Genomic DNA, 13,088 nt, shown 5'->3' on the forward strand with positions numbered 1-13,088 from the left:
GAGCTTTCCTGCAGCTAAACCCTTTGAAAAAAATACGTCGAGAAGCGCCATCTTGTCAGGCCACAATCACGCTTAGCGTTGGAGAAATTTTGCAAGTCGACTGACACCGTCCATCAAGCAAGCTTCATCCGAAACTGCATGACACCAGCGCAGCCACCCATTGCCCTCCGGCCCAAATGCAGACCCTGGTGCTAGTCCAAGTCCTGCGTGGGAAACGAGGCGTTTGGCTGTTTCAACAGAATCCGAATGTCCCGCAATTCGGAAAAAGACATACATGGCTCCGCCAGCTTCGGGGACGTCGACACCGGGTATATCAAGCAAACCCGATACCAGCAGATTGCGGGTTCGCGCCAACCGGGAACGCAGATTTGCAATCTCTGCCTCACCTTGCTGAAGCGCAACCGTCGCGGCTCGTTGTATCGGTTCAAAAACACAGGAGAAGTTATATTCGATCAGCTTTGCAAGATCGTCGGCCATCGTGACAGGAGCCGTTATCCAACCGGCGCGCCAACCGGTCATAGACCAGGCTTTGGAGAAACTATTGACAGAGATAAGCCGTTCATCCGCGTTCATATGACGTAGAAAGCTGGGCGCCGACCGAGCCACAGGGTCGTAGATCAAACGTTCGTAAACTTCATCGGCAACTACCCAGATTCCAAGCCTTCTACAATGCGTAGCGATTGCATCAATCTGCTCATCGGAGATCGTCCACCCGGTCGGGTTATTCGGCGAATTCACGATCAGCATTTTTGTCTCAGATGTCAGTGCACACAGCAGCCGATCAAGATCAAGCGACCATTTCCCGTCCTTCACATCAAGTGAAACACGCTCGACATAGGCACCTGCAATGCGAGGAATTTCGGTGATATTCGGCCAAAGCGGGGTGATAGCAACTACCCGATCGCCCGGAGAAAGCATCAGTTGCGATACGACTCCAAGACCCGTGACGCCGGAGCCAACCACGCTGATGCGATCAGTCTCAACGACGCGCCCATGTAGATCGGACATGTACTCGGCGATAGCCTTACGCAAATACGGGCGGCCGAGATTTTGGGCGTAGAATGTTTCGCCTGCTGAAAGCGACTTTGCTGCCGCGTCCCGGATGAACGCCGCCGTTGGCTGGTCGGTTTCACCGAACCAGAATGGAAGCACATCCTTGCGGCCCATGGCACTATTGGCCACTTCTCTGATTTGCGAGCTGGACAGAGAGCGAACTGCATCGCGCGATTGTGTCGGTAACATTTGTTTCTGCAACATTAGTTGTCCTTTCTTGTATCAGGACGGAAAGCACTCAGGCATGGACAATTGAATTCAGGAAAAACCGCGCACGCTCGGTTTGCGGATTATCGAAAAAGGCATCGGGTGCGTTCTGCTCGATGATTTCGCCTTTTTCCATGAAGATGATACGGTCCGAGATACGACGTGCAAATGACATTTCATGGGTCACAACGAGCATTGTCACACCAGTGCGCGCAAGACTCTGAATCACATCTAGGACTTCCCCAACCATCTCGGGGTCGAGCGCCGATGTCGGCTCATCAAACAATAGCACTTCCGGCTCCATAGCAAGTGCACGTGCTATTGCGACGCGTTGCTGCTGTCCGCCGGAAAGCTGATCCGGAAATTTATGAACGTGCTCTGCGAGGCCAACACGCTGCAAAAGCTGGTGGGCTCTTTCTTCCGCCTCGGCCCAACTGCAGCCGCGCACTCGAACCGGAGCAATAGCAACATTGCGCAACGCCGTCATATGCGGAAATAGATTGAACTGCTGGAAGACCATACCGACTTCTGCACGAACTTTCACAAGCTCTTTGCCTTCGCGAACTGGAACACCATCAACGACGATTGAACCTGAGCTGAACGTCTCAAGAAGATTAATGCATCGAATAAGCGTCGATTTGCCGGAACCGGATGAACCGATAATTCCAACCACCTCACCACGTCGTACGGAGAGGTTAACATTCTTCAATGCGTGGAATTTACCGTAGTATTTTTCCAAAGCAGAGATTTCGATCAGTGTCTCGGAGCTCTGTTTGTTCGGTTTTTCGTTACTCATAATTTTTGCTCCCAAGCAACCGCTAACGACGTTTCTTCTGCCGCTTTTCCAACATGCTGACGACACGCACCAACGGGATGAGCATCAGCAGGTATAGCAAAGCAGCGCCAACAAGCGGTGAGGGATTGGCGTAAAATGCCTGCGCCTGTGTTGCCTGCTTCAGCAAATCTGGCAGTGCGACAACTGAAGCAAGGGCCGTATCTTTGATCAGACCAACTGCAACACCGGTTGCCGGGGGCACAACAAGGCGCATTGCTTGAGGTAGAATGATATCCACCATCAGCCGCGGCCACGAAAAGCCAAGAGCATGCGCTGCTTCAAACTGCCCGCGGGGAACTGCCTCAATACCAGCCCGGAAAGTTTCAGCCATATATGCAGATGCAACCAGTGAAATCGCTGTGGTCGCGGCCCAGAATGCTGACAGACGAAGCCCTACAAATGGCAGCGCATAATAGACCAGGACGAGAAGAACCAACAGTGGGATTGCCCTGAAGACATCAATGTAAGCAATCGCAAAGATTCTTATAGGTGTTGGCGCATACATCCTTATCAGTACTAGAATGAGCCCGAGAATGATCGAAGCAATCAGGCTCGTTATACCGAGTAGTGCTGTCAGCCCGAAGCCCTGCAACATTAACGGGGCAGCGTTCTTTAGAACCTCAAAGTTCAGAAACGTCGTGTAGAAATCCATAGGCGGGTCCAAACATCTAAATAGTGGATGACGATTTACTCGTCAGGAGAAACTGCCGGAGAACCCGCCGGCAGCTCACTGATCAACAATCGATTATTTGCCTGGGATTGGACGCACGCCGACTGTGCTCGAATCTTTGCTCGGCGGATTACCAAACCATTTTTCATGAATGCGGGCGATCTCGCCGTCCTCTTTCAACTTGCTGATAACAGCGTTTAGTTCAGGAAGCAGCGGACTGTCTTTCGCCAGCATGATAGCGAACTGTTCGTTCGTCGGAATGGTGTCAACAATAGCGTATTGTGGCTTATCCTTTATGTAATATGCGTCAATTGGGCAATCATGCACAAAAGCAGCCACGCGTCCGGTGGCAATATCGAGCATAGGCTCGCTCACACCGTCGTAGCGATTGATTTCGGTGATACCGTACTTGTCTTTGTTTTCGGTTGCCCACATTTCACCGGTCGTTCCGGTTACGACAGCCAAAACTTTTCCGCTCAAGTCCTTGAGGCTTTTCACATCGCCGTTCGAACTCGTCGTCAAACAGGCGTCAGCATCGTAATATGGCTGCGTGAATGCAACAGATTCCAGACGCTTAGCTGTGATCGTGACGGTGCCAATAGCAATATCAGCTCGGCCGGACTGCACCGTCGCGAATATGCTGTTGAATGGCATCTGTGTGTAGTTGATTTTCTTGCCAGTGCGTTCGCCAATAAGGTTAACCAGATCAACCTCAAAGCCCACGAGATTGCCGGAGGCATCCTCAAATTCAAATGGCACATTTGCCGTGACAGATGCCACGTTCAAATCACTTGCATAAGCTGTACCCGCGAATATCGAAATGACACTGGCGAGTAGGATTGCACGCTTCATCATGTTTGGAACCTCCCGTTTCCTACAACAGTCTTGAGTACTGCTGGCAAACGGTTACACTGCGAAAATTCGCGCCGGTATCACCCCTAGGGGGGACAGATCGTCGGCGGGCAATGAGCATAGATACAATGATGAAAATGCAGCATAGTGGAACGAACAAAACCCAAGATTCTGTAGTCGCTGAAATGATCTCGGCGATCGACAATCCAGAATATCCACGCCTTGCGATGAGAGCACTCAACCGGTTGGTTCAGGCTGATGCTACGGCAATGTACATCTATTCCGGCGATCAATTGGTCTATATTCTGGACGACGACATCGGCCATCTCGTGGACAGCAGGTTCGTCGATAGCTATCGGAGGACAACATATCGTCTCAACCCGTTTTACCAGCATCATCGGATCGGAATTGAGAGCGGTACGTACACAATGGGTCAATTGGCTCGTAGCCAATCCGTCAAAAAGCCCCTTGCCGAATATACCGGAATTGAAATCGATGACGCTGAAGAAATCGGGTATCGAACGCATGGCTTCCCCAAGCGCTGCTCCGAGCTTGCCATTGCCGTAAAATTATCCCCCCTACAAACGGTCCAGATTGCACTTTACCGCTCTGGTTATAATGCGTTTCAGGCACATGAACTTTCGACGCTTAAAGGGCTAAACCAAACGCTCAGTGCGCTCTACACCCGGTTTTGGCAACATCATCAACTCAGCCATGTCAGTGACGATAATATATTGCAAAGCGCGCTTGACGGCCTGTCTCGGGGCGCGCTCTCGAACCGAGAACAGGAAGTTCTGTTACTTGATTTGAATGGCAACGACGCGCGCCAGATCGCCGTGCAGCTCAAAATTTCCGAAGAGACCGTCAAGACCCATCGCAAACGGGCTTTCATTAAGCTGGGGCTAAATACCAAGTCTCAGCTATTTCAAACAATCTTGCGCAGAATTATAAATAGAAGAAATATCGATTAAGCACCGTATATGTTCATCTCACACATAGCAGCAGTCACAATAAACGGTTCGTTGGACTCCGTGGTTCGTCATGGCTTGAAAACATTCACAGTTAGTCAAGAAAGCGAGCACTGAATGTGTCTAATTTCTCTATAAAGGAATAGGTCCGTGCCAACAGAGCTGCGTAAGACAGAATTAGGTGAAAAGAATTTGCGAAACAATTCGCAACAAACGTTAATTTCCGTGACCAGGTGCCGCTAGTTCCAGATCGCCTCCTATATAGTTAAATGATTTTCGAAAGTTAGACGCTGAAACGGCGTCCGAATTTGCATGAGATTTGGAAAAAATTGCACGCACGACCATAGGCGTTATAGTGAGTGCACAAGCTAACCCATGGCGAAGTTACAGGAATTCAAAAAGCATCTGCGGTCCGGAAAAGTCTTGTCGGGAGGAACTCGCCCAATGGTCGTCGTCTGTTGATCGGCATCTTCAGCAACTGCTGGCAGAAGGATACCTGACCAAGCTGTCGACCGGTGTCTATCACCGGCCGAAGCAGACCGCGTTTGGCAAAGTGCCCGCCGAGGATGACGCTCTCGTCGAGGTTTCCCTGAAAGATGACCGTTACCTCGTCACCTCGCCCAGTGTCTATAATAGCTTGGGTATCGGCGCGATGCAGCTCTATAACAAAACCGTCGTTTATAACCGTAAGCGCCGCGGCAACTTCAAGCTGGGCGGCCACGGAAGCTAATAAGCCAAACACGGGTGCACCAGTATTCAGGATACAGCCTATCGTCTCAAACTCAACGCCCATATTGACAAGCATGACGCGGTTGAAAAATGACAGAGCAACGATGGATACGGTTGTCAGCGTGAGGAAAGCCATGCTGCGCGGGTCATCCTCGGCAGACGGGTCTCAGGTATCTCAGTCAAAACCTTTGAAGCCAAGCGTGCCTAAGCGCTTTGTCATCAACAAATACCGGCCTTCCATCCCTGAGGGTTGATAGCCGCATTTTTCATATAAATATCTTGCAGGATTATGGGTGACGAAGCCCAGCTCAGCCACGGAACACCCGGCTAGCCGAGCTTCACTCTCGAACCTTTGTACTAGGGCAAAGCCGACTCCCTTGCGTCTGCATTCTGCAGCGACATTCACCGACGCAATTACCGCCTTCTTGCCTTCGCGCTCCCAAAACAGATAACCTGCCCGTGTGCCCTGCAACTGTGCGATTGTTGTCTGAGGAAGAATGCCAATCCATTGTTCGAGGTGGCGCTCTATATTGCCCTGCCATTTGGTTAGCTGATCATTTTCCAGCTCTTCAATGTACTGCTTCTCCAAGCGATAAATAAAAGGAATGTCACTTGGCAAACCACGACGAAGCTTCATATGAGTTTCCGTTTTATCTTGTACAAAAAATCTTCATAGTTACTCGACATCTGATTCAAGGAAGATGTCGAATGGGCTTCCGCTGAACAATCTCGACCTCTGCGTGCACCACCCTTGCAGCAATCTGTATCGGAAGCTACGATCGTAATTCCAGTATCTGCAGTCGTAGTTCAGGCGGTCGCAGCCGTTTCTATTGTTGCGTTCTCTGATGTTTTCTACCACGGCTCACCCCCCACGTTCCGTGCCTCCCACTGCAGCGCTCTCCAACGTACCGCTTACCAGCTTACCAATGATAGCGTTATCCTTCGACCGAAATAAGCACCGAGACTGAGACTTATGGCTACCGAAAATTACGTAGATGTTACGAAGAACGAACCGCCTCGGCTCCAGTCGAAAGGACTGATCAAATCCTTCGACGGACTCATACGGGGATTAGCAGCTATTCAGGACCGCTTCCACGAATGATCGGCGCTCCGTCTTTACATCGTCGAATAATAAATGAGGTTAAGACCATTGTAGACTACGTGGAGTGCCACTGCCGCCAGATGGAGCCTGACAGCCGAAACACCGCACCGAAGAAAAGACCCATCACAAAAGCATCAACAAAAATGACGCTTGGCCCATGAACTGCAGCGAACATAAGCGAACTGCCAATTAACGCGGCTCCGGATCCGAATTTTTCGAGGCCACATTGAACCGCTCCGCGAAAAACGAGTTCTTCAACAATCGGCCCCAAGACTGCGCCGGTAAACAACAGAAGCAAGATCCCTGTGAGCCCACCGTTTGCCGCGGCTTGAAAATCCGCTTGCGTGTTCGCTTCGGTGATGAAATGGAAATAGACTGCTTCGACTACGAAGATCAGACCAAAGCTGATCACGCCAAGTACGATGCTGATCGCTATTCATTTGAGTGTCGTCGGAGGAAAGCCGAATGCCTTCCAGTTGCGAACGCGATAGAGATACGCGCCGAGCAACCCTACAAAGCCGCTTGCAAAATTCACTACGCCAGCAATGTTTATGCGAAAGACGGCTTTATCGTCGGGTTGGAGTAGTAACCAGTATCCCAGAAAGCTAATGCCGAGAACATAAACACCGGCTGCGATCGCTATCTCCGGTAACCCGGGTCGCCGGTTCACTTTTGTATCGATTGGGCGGACATCAGTCATTTGCAAGCTTCAAATCCCGCATTCTGACGACAACTTTTCTCCACGGACAAGCCGGCTTTTTGTATTTCGATTGCCGTTTGAAGACTTACAAGACCATTTCCTGCAATGCGTAGTAGCGGCGTGACTGAACGACAGGAGGTAGCCAGGTTTGTGAAACGGGCTGCAATGGTCGCAGGCCTTCGTGGCCTCTGAGCGAGATCGAGCGCGCCTTCAAGTTCTCTGGCCGCTCTGCGAGCAGGTCTAACCTCCTCAACCGAGGTCAATGAGCGATACGTGCAGCGCCACCTCTTCCTTTCACCACATAGCTTTCGTCTCGCCTTGGTCGGCGCATCAGTGGATGCGCCGCAGCAGTTTTTCACGATAGGTATCGACAATCACAGCAAGTATAATCACGGCGCCAATAATGATCGGCTTGTAATTATCGCCGATGCCGAGCAATTGCAGGCCAGTCGCCAGGACCTGAAGAATGCAGGCGCCCGCAAGTGTGCCGACGATGGAGCCTTTTCCCCCAAATAGACTGGTCCCACCGATAATGACTGCCGCAATCGCATTCAGTTCGTAGCCTATACCGGCGATCGGGCTGCCAATATTTAAGCGCAGCAAATAGACGATTGCGGCGATACCTGCGGTGACGCCCGAGATGACAAATGCAGCAATCTTATACGTGTCGGGATTATGCCCCGACAGACGGACCGCCTCATCATTGGCCCCCACGGCGTAGATCATGCGACCGAAAACAGTAAACCGAAGAATGAACCAACCCGCAAAAATGACTGCCACTGCCACTAGAAAAATTGAGGGCAGAAAACCGCCAATGATCAGATTTCCGAAATCGACGAAGCCTTGCGGCAGTCCCGTAATGGTCGAGTTGTTGGACACCACACGCGCTGCACCAGCCGCTATATTCAGCATACCGAGTGTAACAATGAAGGACGGGATCTTCCAGAAGGTCGATACCTTACCGTTTATGTAGCCGCAAAACCCACCAACTGCGATGCAAGCCAGCACGGCAAGCGGTATCGATAATCCGGGTTCCAGACCTGATGTCATGATAAGCGCACCGATAACCGTGCAAAGCGCGAGCACCGAGCCAACGGAGAGATCAATGCCACCGGTCAAGATGACAAAAGTCATCCCCGCCGCAAGAACGGTATTGATGGCGATCTGGACGAAAATCTTCAACGCGTTGCCGGACGTAGCGAAATAAGGCGCGGTAAAAGAAAATACCAGTGTGATCAGTAAAAGAGCTAGAAAAACACCAGCATCGCGCAGCAAAAAGCGTTTCAGCTTTTGTTGGTCTGCTGCTGCGGATTTCTCGGGCACAGATGGCTTCATGGTCATTGAACATGCTCCTGATAGGCAAGCGAGAGAATACGCTCCTGATCAAATTGCGACCGAGGCAGTTCTCCTACCAGCTTGCCATTGGAGAACACGATAATGCGGTGACACATTCCAATGAGTTCAGTCAGGTCCGAAGAAACCATGATGATCGCTTTTCGATTTGCGGCCAGCATCCAAAGTAGTTGATAGATTTCGCGTCTGGCACCAACATCGACGCCTCGTGTCGGTTCATCCAGTATCAAAGTTGAAGAACCGCGAAACAGCCATTTTGCAAGCACCACCTTTTGCTGGTTACCACCAGACAAATTGCGCACCGCAGTGCCGATGGAAGCCGTTTTGATCCGCAATCGCTCGACCAGTTCCGTAACGGATTTCTTTTCTTTGCCTTTGTCGAGCAATCCCACATGGGAGATTTTCTTCAAATCGGTGATCGTCGCATTTATGTCCACAGGCATATCCAGCATCAGTCCCTGCCCCTTACGATCTTCGGTCAGGAAACCAAGTCCATTTCTCACGGCATCTTTGGGATCACGAATATTTACCGGCGTGCCGTACAATCGGATTTCTCCGCCGCCTTTGGGATCGGCACCGAAGATCGCGCGCATAATCTCCGTGCGGCCCGACCCTACAAGACCTGCCACACCCAGAATTTCGCCCTCACGCACTGAAAAGGAGACTGCGGTGGTCGGTATCGCTCGCGCAACGTTTTCAACCTCAAGGGCAACCGAACCCGGCACGATAGTCGCATCGAAGCTGTATTCGTCTGCAATATCCCGGCCAATCATCATGCGGACCAGATGGGGTACGCTCAGCCCCTCCAAGGTGCGCGTTTCAACCAGACGACCGTTGCGCAAAACGGTGACCCTCTCGCCAATTTCAAAGACTTCATGCAAGCGGTGCGAAATATAAATAATGGTCACACCCTTGGCCTTCAGTCTCCCAATAATTGCAAAGAGTCGTTCAATTTCGGGCGGTGTCAGTGTCGCGGTAGGCTCATCAAGGACCAGAAGTTTGCTATCATAGCCAAGCGCTTTTGCAATTTCGACCAATTGCATTTGCGCGACGCCCAATTCGGAAATAAGTGTGCGGGGATCAAGCCCCAGCCCAACCTCGTCCAGTAATTCAGCGGCACGCCTGTTGAGCGAAGCCCTATCCACAATGCCGTAACGTCGCGGAAGCCTCTCCAGCATCAGGTTTTCCGCTATGGAAAGGTGTGGAAGTAAATTGAGTTCCTGATGCACAATACGAATGCCCTGGACTTGCGCATCATGCGGCGTCTTGGGCCGATAGGGCTGTCCATTCAGGATAATCTCGCCAGCGTCGGGTTGATAGATACCTGCAAGCAGTTTGATAAGCGTTGACTTGCCCGCGCCGTTTTCACCGAGAATAATATGCGTTTCGCCGCGCAACAGTTGCAGATTGATACCGTCCAGTGCGATTACGCCCGGAAAGACTTTGCCGACGTTTTCAAGCTTCAAGATCGCGTCGGCTGACTGCATCACTGCTCCTGCCTGTCCAAGTGACGGAAGGCCGCAAAGGAGTGCGTCCGATGCGACCTCGCTATCTTGCGAGTTCCTAGAGGTCCTTGGCGGTAATCAGCTTGATATCCGTCTTGACCCAACCTGAGAATTTTTCTCCCGCCAGTTCCTTCAGGCCATAATCGATGCCCATTGCCGCCATCTGCGCGCCGAACTGGTCGATTGTGGCCAGCATTTTGCCGTCCTTGATCAGCGGCTGGACAGCGGGAATATTGTCAAAGCCGACGACCTTGATCTGACCTGACTTACCCGCAGCGTCGAGCGCCTTTACGACGCCAAGCGCCATGGAGTCGTTAGCTGCCATAACACCTTGAATATCCTGATATTGTGTAAGGAAATTCGTCATGAGCGTGTTGGCTTCTTCCGTCTCCCAATGTGCGGTCTTGGAATCCAGCAGAGTCAGGCCACCTTCGGCCACAGCATCATCGAAACCCTTCTTCCGCTCCTTGGCATTGTCGGCCTCGGGATTACCTTCGAGGATAACTACCTTGCCGCCCTTGCCCAGTTCCTTGGCAAGCGCCATGCCAGACAGTTTTGCGCCTTCGCGATTGTCGGGTCCGAAAAATGCCAGATCAACACCGGCCTGTTTCTTCGCCTCTTCATCTAGCGCCACGTCGATATTAATGACCTTGATACCGGCTTCCAGCGCTTTCTTCACCGGTGTGACCATAGCCTTGGAATCCGCCGGTGCCAGAACGATCACATTGAACTGCTGCGTGATGAAGTTTTCCACCGCATCGACCTGGGCGGCGAAATCACGTTCGTCTTTCATGCCAACAGCGGCAAAGGTAAACTTGTCCGTATTCTTGGCAGCGTAATCTTCAGCACCGGCCTGCATTTGCTTGAAAAACTCGTTTGCAAGCGACTTCATGACAAGCCCGACTTTGGGTTTGTCCGCTGCAAAAGACGGCACCGACGGCAGAAGCAGAGCCCCTGCTGCAGCCGTACTGGAAATTAGAAACTGGCGTCGCGAAATTGAACCTAGACCCAGCCCATTAACAATTGAACCTTTAGTCATGAATTCCTCCCCTCGCTTCAGCATTAAGCTTGAGCGTCAATTCGAAGGTAGAGCCGGAAATGGAAAACTGTCAAGACTATAGAAAGTTGGAGATTTTGCCCGGCGTCGAACATCGCTCGCACAAAGGCCTCCACAATCGATCAGAGAATTCACATCTTCCCTTGCGAGGAAGGGAGCTGCGGATGATGCGCTGCAAGTCGGCACGGCAATGCCAGCGGTTTGTCTCAGTCCATGGCCAGATTGCCAATCTATTTCTACTTCATCGAAAACATCTGACTGCAGTTGATCATCGTCAGTACCGAACACAGGCCTTCACGACTTGGCGGCAAATCGCTGTTTCAATCGCAACATGCGAAATGTCCCTAATCCTCTTTCAAGTCCATTGCTCCATTAAGGTGACGCCGCCTACCATTCACATAATGGCAAAAGTGAACACAACGGCAAATCCCAGTTTATAGCTACCGTTATTGCTTTGTATATTCGCAGGATGTGACGGCTGATCGTAGCTTAGAGCGTAAGCCTATAGTTATGGTTATCGGACGTTAGTTGACCAACACCTGACCAAGTGCTGTCATGCTGTTAATTTTTGCTTTTAAAAGCGGTGGTAAAGTCCGTCCAAACCATTCTCCAGCGGAGCATTCCACATGACCCTTTCAGTCAAGGTCGCTGAAGCCAAAACCCATCTCTCGGAACTGCTTGCGAAAGTTGAAGCAGGGGAAGAAGTTATTATCTCGCGGGGCAATACGCCCATTGCCAAACTGTCTCGCATTCGCCGTGAAAATAACGTCGAAGCGCTGATCGCCGAAATCAAGGCACAACGCCTTACGCGGCAGTCGACAACACAGGACGAGATTCGTGAGTGGATAGACGAAGGCCGCAGCTACTGATGTCTTTTGTTCTCGATGCCTCCATTGCCGCAGCCTGGTTCCTGCCCGACGAACAACACGACGCTGCCGATCGATTGATGGCTGACCTGCGCACATCTATTGCTTTCGTGCCGTCCTTGTTTTGGTTCGAGACCCGCAATCTGTTCTTTGTGTCCGAACGACGCAAGCGGCTGAAACCGGGTGAAGCCTTGTTGCTGATGGCGCAGTTGCGCGCTTTTCCTCTGGAAGATTTGGGCTCAGGCGGCGACGGGGCTGTGCTCTCCTTATGCGAAAGATATGATTTGAGCGGCTACGATGCTTCATATCTGGCCCTGACACTTGCAGAAAAAGTCCCATTGGCAACCGGTAATCGAAAGCTTGCTGCTGCCGCCCGGTCGGAAGGGATCCGCATTCTCGGACCTTTAGAGAATGAACGCTAAGTTTTCCAGATCGGACGAATGATTTCATCTGCGAACGGCCGCACTCGACACGATCTCAGGGGTCTTGGCGATGAGCCGTCGCGACAGGCTGGCAGAGATTCTGACCGATTAGGATGTCGAATCGCTGCGTCATCTGGTCAAAGAAGGCATGGCTGAAAACACCCTGCGTGCACGGAACTCGGATCTCGCCGATCTCGAAGCCTGGTGGATGGCCGCAGCCGACAGACAGCGCCCCTGGCCTGCGCCACAGCCCCTGCTCCTGCTCCTGAAGTTCATCGCCCATCAATTATGGTGGCCACAGCAACGCGAGATCGAACCCGATCACAGCATACCGGCCCGTGTGGAGGACGATTTGCGCCAACAAGGCTTTCTGCGCGTATCCGGTTCGCACGCACCGGCAACCGTCCGCCGTTGTCTTGCCAACTGGTCGACACTGACCCGTTGGCGCGGAATGGGGGGGCGTTTTCGTCACCGGACGTCAAATCGGCCATCCGCGCCATCAAGTATGCAAGGCTTCGCGATGTGCCCCGTAAGACGACACTTCGTTGATGATCTTCGCCGATTGAGAGGCTCGCTTGAAGCCTCGGCGCGCTGGCTTGCAGGATCGAAGACATCGTTGACCTGATAATGCAAACGAACCCATCCTCGGGATGTGTATCGAGAACATCAAGTACCACACGGTCTGACAGGATCTTGCTGCAGTAACAATCATCGGCGTCCAAAGATGCATGTAGAATATCACCACGAGCCACGGGAGAATTTTGCCGTA

14 protein-coding genes and 2 pseudogenes are annotated in these 13,088 nt (G+C 51.7%); 5 read left to right on the plus strand and 11 right to left on the minus strand.

Annotated features, from left to right (window positions below; genetic code table 11):
* Positions 1 to 72 precede the first annotated feature (72 nt).
* From QSJ70_RS17740 to QSJ70_RS17755, 4 genes are all read right to left on the minus strand, one after another.
* Positions 73 to 1,257: a pyridoxal phosphate-dependent aminotransferase gene (locus tag QSJ70_RS17740; RefSeq protein ID WP_285538335.1), complete on the minus strand. Its 1,185-nt coding sequence runs from the start codon at positions 1,255 to 1,257 to the stop codon at positions 73 to 75.
* 34 nt (positions 1,258 to 1,291) lie between these two features.
* Entirely contained in the window at positions 1,292 to 2,056 is a 765-nt protein-coding gene (locus QSJ70_RS17745; RefSeq protein WP_276572348.1) for an amino acid ABC transporter ATP-binding protein, read from the minus strand.
* A gap of 22 nt (positions 2,057 to 2,078) precedes the next feature.
* On the minus strand, positions 2,079 to 2,747 hold the full coding sequence (locus tag QSJ70_RS17750; protein ID WP_215780023.1) for an amino acid ABC transporter permease: 669 nt from the start codon (positions 2,745 to 2,747) through the stop codon (positions 2,079 to 2,081).
* Positions 2,748 to 2,840: 93 nt separating this feature from the next.
* A complete protein-coding gene (locus QSJ70_RS17755) occupies positions 2,841 to 3,620 on the minus strand; it encodes a transporter substrate-binding domain-containing protein (RefSeq protein WP_285538339.1) in 780 nt (259 codons plus the stop codon).
* Here QSJ70_RS17755 and QSJ70_RS17760 point away from each other — a divergent pair.
* Entirely contained in the window at positions 3,605 to 4,588 is a 984-nt protein-coding gene (locus QSJ70_RS17760; protein WP_285538341.1) for a helix-turn-helix transcriptional regulator, read from the plus strand. The genes QSJ70_RS17755 and QSJ70_RS17760 overlap by 16 nt on opposite strands.
* A 391-nt stretch (positions 4,589 to 4,979) precedes the next feature.
* On the opposite strand, the gene QSJ70_RS17765 is transcribed toward QSJ70_RS17760, so the two are convergent.
* From QSJ70_RS17765 to QSJ70_RS17795, 7 genes are all read right to left on the minus strand, one after another.
* Positions 4,980 to 5,450 carry a hypothetical protein gene (locus tag QSJ70_RS17765; protein WP_285538343.1) on the minus strand — a complete coding sequence of 157 codons (471 nt, stop codon included), beginning with the start codon at positions 5,448 to 5,450 and terminating at the stop codon, positions 4,980 to 4,982.
* 39 nt (positions 5,451 to 5,489) lie between these two features.
* Complete coding sequence (locus tag QSJ70_RS17770) at positions 5,490 to 5,951, minus strand: GNAT family N-acetyltransferase (RefSeq protein ID WP_285538345.1); 462 nt, start codon at positions 5,949 to 5,951, stop codon at positions 5,490 to 5,492.
* 520 nt (positions 5,952 to 6,471) lie between these two features.
* Positions 6,472 to 6,828 (minus strand): CPBP family intramembrane glutamic endopeptidase, encoded by a 357-nt coding sequence (locus QSJ70_RS17775; protein ID WP_285538347.1) that lies wholly within the window; start codon positions 6,826 to 6,828, stop codon positions 6,472 to 6,474.
* A gap of 24 nt (positions 6,829 to 6,852) precedes the next feature.
* The gene (locus tag QSJ70_RS17780; RefSeq protein ID WP_285538349.1) at positions 6,853 to 7,116 is read right to left on the minus strand and encodes a hypothetical protein; all 264 of its coding nucleotides are present in this window, start codon (positions 7,114 to 7,116) and stop codon (positions 6,853 to 6,855) included.
* A 330-nt stretch (positions 7,117 to 7,446) separates the two neighbouring features.
* Positions 7,447 to 8,457, minus strand: coding sequence for an ABC transporter permease (locus tag QSJ70_RS17785; protein ID WP_502871693.1), 1,011 nt, complete (start codon positions 8,455 to 8,457; stop codon positions 7,447 to 7,449).
* Positions 8,454 to 9,956 (minus strand): sugar ABC transporter ATP-binding protein, encoded by a 1,503-nt coding sequence (locus QSJ70_RS17790; protein WP_285538351.1) that lies wholly within the window; start codon positions 9,954 to 9,956, stop codon positions 8,454 to 8,456. The genes QSJ70_RS17785 and QSJ70_RS17790 overlap by 4 nt, the downstream gene beginning before the upstream one ends.
* A 76-nt stretch (positions 9,957 to 10,032) precedes the next feature.
* Positions 10,033 to 11,013 carry a sugar ABC transporter substrate-binding protein gene (locus QSJ70_RS17795; protein ID WP_285538352.1) on the minus strand — a complete coding sequence of 327 codons (981 nt, stop codon included), beginning with the start codon at positions 11,011 to 11,013 and terminating at the stop codon, positions 10,033 to 10,035.
* Between the two features lie 83 nt (positions 11,014 to 11,096).
* On the opposite strand from QSJ70_RS17795, the pseudogene QSJ70_RS17800 reads away from it, so the two are divergent.
* The 4 genes and pseudogenes from QSJ70_RS17800 to QSJ70_RS17815 form a co-directional block, all read left to right on the plus strand.
* A pseudogene (locus tag QSJ70_RS17800) lies at positions 11,097 to 11,357 on the plus strand (transposase family protein); the annotation flags it as partial.
* A gap of 300 nt (positions 11,358 to 11,657) precedes the next feature.
* Positions 11,658 to 11,900, plus strand: a complete 243-nt coding sequence (locus QSJ70_RS17805) for a type II toxin-antitoxin system Phd/YefM family antitoxin (RefSeq protein WP_285538354.1) — start codon at positions 11,658 to 11,660, stop codon at positions 11,898 to 11,900.
* Complete coding sequence (locus QSJ70_RS17810; RefSeq protein ID WP_285538355.1) at positions 11,900 to 12,319, plus strand: type II toxin-antitoxin system VapC family toxin; 420 nt, start codon at positions 11,900 to 11,902, stop codon at positions 12,317 to 12,319. The genes QSJ70_RS17805 and QSJ70_RS17810 overlap by 1 nt, the downstream gene beginning before the upstream one ends.
* A gap of 70 nt (positions 12,320 to 12,389) precedes the next feature.
* Positions 12,390 to 12,856, plus strand: a pseudogene (locus QSJ70_RS17815) (integrase); the annotation flags it as partial.
* Between the last annotated feature and the right edge of the window lie 232 nt (positions 12,857 to 13,088).

It is taken from the genome of Brucella sp. NBRC 12950 (assembly GCF_030268145.1).
Lineage (GTDB): Bacteria > Pseudomonadota > Alphaproteobacteria > Rhizobiales > Rhizobiaceae > Brucella.

Excerpts from the sequence above, each read along its gene's own strand:
- QSJ70_RS17740 (WP_285538335.1), bottom strand. The coding sequence starts at position 1,257 with ATGTTGCAGAAACAAATGTTACCGACACAATCGCGCGATGCAGTTCGC.
- QSJ70_RS17745 (WP_276572348.1), bottom strand. The coding sequence starts at position 2,056 with ATGAGTAACGAAAAACCGAACAAACAGAGCTCCGAGACACTGATCGAA.
- QSJ70_RS17750 (WP_215780023.1), bottom strand. The coding sequence starts at position 2,747 with ATGGATTTCTACACGACGTTTCTGAACTTTGAGGTTCTAAAGAACGCT.
- QSJ70_RS17755 (WP_285538339.1), bottom strand. The coding sequence starts at position 3,620 with ATGATGAAGCGTGCAATCCTACTCGCCAGTGTCATTTCGATATTCGCG.
- QSJ70_RS17765 (WP_285538343.1), bottom strand. The coding sequence starts at position 5,450 with ATGGCTTTCCTCACGCTGACAACCGTATCCATCGTTGCTCTGTCATTT.
- QSJ70_RS17770 (WP_285538345.1), bottom strand. The coding sequence starts at position 5,951 with ATGAAGCTTCGTCGTGGTTTGCCAAGTGACATTCCTTTTATTTATCGC.
- QSJ70_RS17780 (WP_285538349.1), bottom strand. The coding sequence starts at position 7,116 with ATGACTGATGTCCGCCCAATCGATACAAAAGTGAACCGGCGACCCGGG.
- QSJ70_RS17785 (WP_502871693.1), bottom strand. The coding sequence starts at position 8,457 with ATGACCATGAAGCCATCTGTGCCCGAGAAATCCGCAGCAGCAGACCAA.
- QSJ70_RS17790 (WP_285538351.1), bottom strand. The coding sequence starts at position 9,956 with ATGCAGTCAGCCGACGCGATCTTGAAGCTTGAAAACGTCGGCAAAGTC.
- QSJ70_RS17795 (WP_285538352.1), bottom strand. The coding sequence starts at position 11,013 with ATGACTAAAGGTTCAATTGTTAATGGGCTGGGTCTAGGTTCAATTTCG.
- QSJ70_RS17805 (WP_285538354.1), top strand. The coding sequence starts at position 11,658 with ATGACCCTTTCAGTCAAGGTCGCTGAAGCCAAAACCCATCTCTCGGAA.
- QSJ70_RS17810 (WP_285538355.1), top strand. The coding sequence starts at position 11,900 with ATGTCTTTTGTTCTCGATGCCTCCATTGCCGCAGCCTGGTTCCTGCCC.